At 55.4% G+C, this 5,320-nt stretch carries 2 rRNA genes; both read right to left on the bottom strand.

From position 1 onward, the window contains the following. Positions 1 to 144: 144 nt before the first annotated feature. Positions 145 to 3,272: ribosomal RNA gene (locus tag BIU89_RS05505) — 23S ribosomal RNA — on the bottom strand. Positions 3,273 to 3,698: 426 nt separating this feature from the next. Then, a 16S ribosomal RNA gene (locus tag BIU89_RS05500) occupies positions 3,699 to 5,220 on the bottom strand. The 16S and 23S rRNA genes sit together here, the layout of an rRNA operon. Positions 5,221 to 5,320: the final 100 nt, after the last annotated feature.

Below are 5,320 nucleotides of genomic sequence, written 5' to 3'. Positions count from 1 at the left end.
ATCACGCATTTGGTCTCAAAGCTGTCCCAGCTACCATCTCCCGTGAAGAAGACAGAGCGGTGTATTCAGTTTCGATTCCCGATCGTCTGTCGGGAACCACAAAGTGGACGCGAGCCCGTGCAACAAGTGCACGGAAATCAGTGTGTTATCAAGTCTTCGGCTTATTAGTACCGGTCAGCTCCACGGGTCGTTAGTCCCCGCTTCCACATCCGGCCTATCAACCCAGTAGTCTGCTGGGAGCCTCTCACACTCAAGGTGCATGGAAATCTCATCTCGAAGACGGCTTCCCGCTTAGATGCTTTCAGCGGTTATCCGGTCCGAACGTAGCTAATCAGCGGTGCCCTTGGCAGAACAACTGACACACCAGAGGTTCGTCCATCCCGGTCCTCTCGTACTAGGGATAGATCTTCTCAAATTTCCAACGCGCGCAGCGGATAGGGACCGAACTGTCTCACGACGTTCTAAACCCAGCTCGCGTACCGCTTTAATGGGCGAACAGCCCAACCCTTGGGACCTACTCCAGCCCCAGGATGCGACGAGCCGACATCGAGGTGCCAAACCATGCCGTCGATATGGACTCTTGGGCAAGATCAGCCTGTTATCCCCGAGGTACCTTTTATCCGTTGAGCGACAGCGCTTCCACAAGCCACTGCCGGATCACTAGTCCCGACTTTCGTCCCTGCTCGACCTGTCAGTCTCACAGTCAAGCTCCCTTGTGCACTTACACTCGCCACCTGATTGCCAACCAGGTTGAGGGAACCTTTGGGCGCCTCCGTTACTCTTTGGGAGGCAACCGCCCCAGTTAAACTACCCATCAGGCACTGTCCATGAACCCGATCAGGGTCCTACGTTAGACATCCAAAGTGACCAGAGTGGTATTTCAACAATGACTCCACGAACACTAGCGTGCCCGCTTCACAGTCTCCCACCTATCCTACACAAGCCACTCCGAACACCAATACCAAACTGTAGTAAAGGTCACGGGGTCTTTCCGTCCTGCTGCGCGTAACGAGCATCTTTACTCGTAGTGCAATTTCGCCGAGTTCGCGGTTGAGACAGCTGGGAAGTCGTTACGCCATTCGTGCAGGTCGGAACTTACCCGACAAGGAATTTCGCTACCTTAGGATGGTTATAGTTACCACCGCCGTTTACTGGGGCTTAAATTCAGAGCTTCGCCCAAAGGCTAACCCTTCCTCTTAACCTTCCAGCACCGGGCAGGCGTCAGTCCGTATACATCGTCTTGCGACTTCGCACGGACCTGTGTTTTTAGTAAACAGTCGCTTCCCACTGGTCTCTGCGGCCTTCAACGCTCACGGAGTAAATCCGGTCACGTGTCCGGCCCCCCTTCTCCCGAAGTTACGGGGGCATTTTGCCGAGTTCCTTAACCACGATTCTCTCGATCTCCTTGGTATTCTCTACCTGACCACCTGAGTCGGTTTCGGGTACGGGCGGCTGCAACCTCGCGTCGATGCTTTTCTCGGCAGCATAGGATCACTGATTTCCCCTTACGGGTACGCGTCGGATCTCAGGCACACAGACGACGGATTTGCCTATCGTCAGCCCTACATCCTTACACCAGGTTCACCTTACGGATACCATCGCCTGGCTCAGCTACCTTCCTGCGTCACACCTGTTCATACGCTAACCGCACCAGCATGGGGTCGAGCGTTAGACCGGCCACCATCACCCCGAAGGGATCCGGTTGTACCGGGTTAGGACTCTTAGCACCACTGGATTAGCTTGGGCGGTTGTTCGCCGGTACGGGAATATCAACCCGTTGTCCATCGACTACGCCTGTCGGCCTCGCCTTAGGTCCCGACTTACCCAGGGCGGATTAACCTGGCCCTGGAACCCTTGGTCTTTCGGAGGACGGGTTTCTCACCCGTCTTTCGCTACTCATGCCTGCATTCTCACTCGTGTAGCGTCCACGGCTGGATCACTCCGCCGCTTCACTCGCCACACGACGCTCTCCTACCACTCCGCACGACTGAACCACGAAGGCTTGTCTATAGTGCGAAATCTACAACTTCGGTGGTGTGCTTGAGCCCCGTTACATTGTCGGCGCGGAATCACTTGACCAGTGAGCTATTACGCACTCTTTCAAGGGTGGCTGCTTCTAAGCCAACCTCCTGGTTGTCTGTGCAACTCCACATCCTTTCCCACTTAGCACACGCTTAGGGACCTTAGTTGGTAGTCTGGGTTGTTTCCCTCTCGACGATGAAGCTTATCCCCCACCGTCTCACTGCTGCGCTCTCACTCACCGGCATTCGGAGTTTGGCTGACGTCAGTAACCTGTTGAGGCCCATCGGCCATCCAGTAGCTCTACCTCCGGCGAGAAACACGCAACGCTGCACCTAAATGCATTTCGGAGAGAACCAGCTATCACGAAGTTTGATTGGCCTTTCACCCCTATCCACAGCTCATCCCCTCCATTTTCAACTGAAGTGGGTTCGGTCCTCCACGACGTCTTACCGTCGCTTCAACCTGGCCATGGATAGATCACTTCGCTTCGGGTCTAGAACATGCGACTCAAACGCCCTATTCAGACTCGCTTTCGCTACGGCTGCCCCTCACGGGTTAACCTCGCCACATATCACTAACTCGCAGGCTCATTCTTCAAAAGGCACGCCGTCACCCCTACTAAGGAGGCTCCGACGGTTTGTAAGCAAACGGTTTCAGGTACTATTTCACTCCCCTCCCGGGGTACTTTTCACCTTTCCCTCACGGTACTTGTCCGCTATCGGTCATCTGGGAGTATTTAGGCTTATCAGGTGGTCCTGACAGATTCACACGGGATTTCTCGGGCCCCGTGCTACTTGGGATACACATCCGGCCATAACACCATTTCGTCTACGGGGCTGGCACCCACTACGGCCCGGCTTTCAAACCGGTTCGACTATGATGCGCTGTAACCGTCCCAGTCCGGCAGAACTGAGTGACGTGTCCCACAACCCCGACCATGCAACGCCCGCCGGCTATCACACATGATCGGTTTAGCCTCATCCGCTTTCGCTCGCCACTACTCACGGAATCACATGTTGTTTTCTCTTCCTGTGGGTACTGAGATGTTTCACTTCCCCACGTTCCCTCTACCCGCCCTATATATTCAGGCGGGAGTCACCAGGTCGCAAAACGCCTGGCGGGGTTTCCCCATTCGGAAATCCTCGGATCGAGGCTCGATTATCAGCTCCCCGAGGCTTATCGCAGATTTCTACGTCCTTCATCGGCTCCAGATGCCAAGGCATCCACCGTTTGCTCTTAGAAACTTGACCACAAAGATTAAAATTGCGATCCAACGTCACACCACACCAACCCGAAGGCTGATCATGGATGACGCGAATCAAAGATGCTCGCGTCCACTGTGTAGTTCTCAACATACGATCGGCACCAGCACTCCCCCACCACAACGGTAGGTTCACCCTGGCCCGACGAAGGACCCGTAGGCCCAACCCCCACCACCACTCACGTGACGACAGGAAGCCTGGTCCCTCAGGACCCAACAACGTGCACCAGCCAGCAGCTCCACCCCGACCCGTCCCAACCCTGCAAGCAGAGCGTACTGAGGTCGGAAGCATCACTCCCAACTGCACTGTCAATGTTCCACCCATGAGCTACCCGTCGGACACGTTCGGTCCGAATCAGGCGCCTGGACCATGCGTGCCCCGATAAGGGACAACACGAGGCCAGATGCTCCTTAGAAAGGAGGTGATCCAGCCGCACCTTCCGGTACGGCTACCTTGTTACGACTTAGTCCTAATCACCGATCCCACCTTCGACGGCTCCTTCCACAAGGGTTAGGCCACCGGCTTCGGGTGTTACCGACTTTCATGACTTGACGGGCGGTGTGTACAAGGCCCGGGAACGTATTCACCGCAGCGTTGCTGATCTGCGATTACTAGCGACTCCGACTTCATGAGGTCGAGTTGCAGACCTCAATCCGAACTGAGACCGGCTTTTTGGGATTCGCTCCACCTTACGGTATCGCAGCCCTTTGTACCGGCCATTGTAGCATGCGTGAAGCCCAAGACATAAGGGGCATGATGATTTGACGTCATCCCCACCTTCCTCCGAGTTGACCCCGGCAGTCTCCTATGAGTCCCCGGCATAACCCGCTGGCAACATAGAACGAGGGTTGCGCTCGTTGCGGGACTTAACCCAACATCTCACGACACGAGCTGACGACAACCATGCACCACCTGTACACCGACCACAAGGGGGCGACCATCTCTGGCCGTTTCCGGTGTATGTCAAGCCTTGGTAAGGTTCTTCGCGTTGCATCGAATTAATCCGCATGCTCCGCCGCTTGTGCGGGCCCCCGTCAATTCCTTTGAGTTTTAGCCTTGCGGCCGTACTCCCCAGGCGGGGCGCTTAATGCGTTAGCTACGACACAGAAACCGTGGAAAGGTCCCTACATCTAGCGCCCAACGTTTACGGCATGGACTACCAGGGTATCTAATCCTGTTCGCTCCCCATGCTTTCGCTCCTCAGCGTCAGTTACGGCCCAGAGATCTGCCTTCGCCATCGGTGTTCCTCCTGATATCTGCGCATTCCACCGCTACACCAGGAATTCCAATCTCCCCTACCGCACTCTAGTCTGCCCGTACCCACTGCAAGCCCGAGGTTGAGCCTCGGGATTTCACAGCAGACGCGACAAACCGCCTACGAGCTCTTTACGCCCAATAATTCCGGACAACGCTTGCACCCTACGTATTACCGCGGCTGCTGGCACGTAGTTAGCCGGTGCTTTTTCTGCAGGTACCGTCACTTTCGCTTCTTCCCTACTAAAAGAGGTTTACAACCCGAAGGCCGTCATCCCTCACGCGGCGTTGCTGCATCAGGCTTTCGCCCATTGTGCAATATTCCCCACTGCTGCCTCCCGTAGGAGTCTGGGCCGTGTCTCAGTCCCAGTGTGGCCGGTCACCCTCTCAGGCCGGCTACCCGTCGTCGCCTTGGTGAGCCATTACCTCACCAACAAGCTGATAGGCCGCGAGTCCATCCCCAACCAAAAAATCTTTCCACCACCAGACCATGCGGCCAGTGATCATATCCAGTATTAGACGTCGTTTCCAACGCTTATCCCAGAGTCAGGGGCAGGTTACTCACGTGTTACTCACCCGTTCGCCACTAATCCACCCAGCAAGCTGGGCATCATCGTTCGACTTGCATGTGTTAAGCACGCCGCCAGCGTTCGTCCTGAGCCAGGATCAAACTCTCCGTAAAAAAATACAGACCCAACACCCGAAGGCATCAGACCGAGTTGATTCTGACTGTTGACTGTCTACTGACAATCTTCAATCCAAAAGGAATTGCTTCATGACCC

Source organism: Curtobacterium sp. MCBA15_005 (genome assembly GCF_001864855.1).
GTDB classification, from domain to species: domain Bacteria; phylum Actinomycetota; class Actinomycetes; order Actinomycetales; family Microbacteriaceae; genus Curtobacterium; species Curtobacterium flaccumfaciens.
This window is presented reverse-complemented; position numbering and strand designations above follow the sequence as displayed.